This window comes from Simplicispira sp. GW247-4R2A, assembly GCF_059424465.1.
The window spans coordinates 38334-39535 of record NZ_JBWKZM010000005.1 but is presented as its reverse complement, the minus strand read 5'-3'; the positions used below and the strand labels follow the sequence as shown (position 1 = coordinate 39535).

Annotated in this window: 1 CRISPR repeat array. The window is 56.8% G+C overall.

Features of this window, described 5'->3' with window-relative positions:
• Positions 1–43: 43 nt before the first annotated feature.
• A CRISPR array of direct repeats spans positions 44–1152; the repeat unit is 28 nt; unit sequence GTTTCCTGCCGCGTAGGCAGCTCAGAAA.
• Positions 1153–1202: the final 50 nt, after the last annotated feature.

The following is a 1202-nucleotide window of genomic DNA, read 5'->3' as shown; positions in this document are numbered from 1 at the left end:
CAGCTCAGAAAAACAACGTCAATGGCCGGTGTCATATTGCAACGTTTCCTGCCGCGTAGGCAGCTCAGAAACGCACGGCAGCCGCCGTTGGCGATACCGCCGCGTTTCCTGCCGCGTAGGCAGCTCAGAAATGTCATCACTGGCGCCGTCGTCAACTTTGTCGGTTTCCTGCCGCGTAGGCAGCTCAGAAAGTGCTGGCGGGCGTTTCACGCCATGACAGTAAGTTTCCTGCCGCGTAGGCAGCTCAGAAAATCAGCCGCTGTTAGACCCAACAGCGTAGCAAGTTTCCTGCCGCGTAGGCAGCTCAGAAACGAAGTCCACGCCTATCACCATGGCAGTGTCTGTTTCCTGCCGCGTAGGCAGCTCAGAAAAGCAAAAGACAAGAACGCCGCTGCTGCCCCCAGTTTCCTGCCGCGTAGGCAGCTCAGAAAACCAAGCGCCAGCACTGGGATAGACGCGAGCCGTTTCCTGCCGCGTAGGCAGCTCAGAAAATTACCAAGGAACGTTTGGGGCCACCTCGTGGGTTTCCTGCCGCGTAGGCAGCTCAGAAACGATCGCCTGAATCATCGCGGTCTATACCTATGTTTCCTGCCGCGTAGGCAGCTCAGAAACTGAGCGTCACAGACCACGCAGCAGTCGCCGCGTTTCCTGCCGCGTAGGCAGCTCAGAAATATACGGGCGGCTGGTGCCTGTGTTTTCGAGCGTTTCCTGCCGCGTAGGCAGCTCAGAAAATTGGCACAGACGCGGAGTCCTTATACGGGCGGTTTCCTGCCGCGTAGGCAGCTCAGAAAACGCGCCTTTTACCCATAGTAATGCACCAACGGTTTCCTGCCGCGTAGGCAGCTCAGAAAGCCTGCAGATAGCATGCCTTCAACTTGGTACGTGTTTCCTGCCGCGTAGGCAGCTCAGAAAATGAAAATGTTACTGCTCGCAGGTTATGTGTTGTTTCCTGCCGCGTAGGCAGCTCAGAAAACACGGCGACGCGTAACATTGGCCCGGCAAGGGTTTCCTGCCGCGTAGGCAGCTCAGAAACGTATGGCGCCGTCGTCCGCGTGGCGGCAGACGTTTCCTGCCGCGTAGGCAGCTCAGAAAGTTTCGAGTCCTAACACTGGTGTAAAGACTTGGTTTCCTGCCGCGTAGGCAGCTCAGAAAATGAAAATGTTACTGCTCGCAGGTTATGTGTTGTTTCCTGCCGCGTAGGC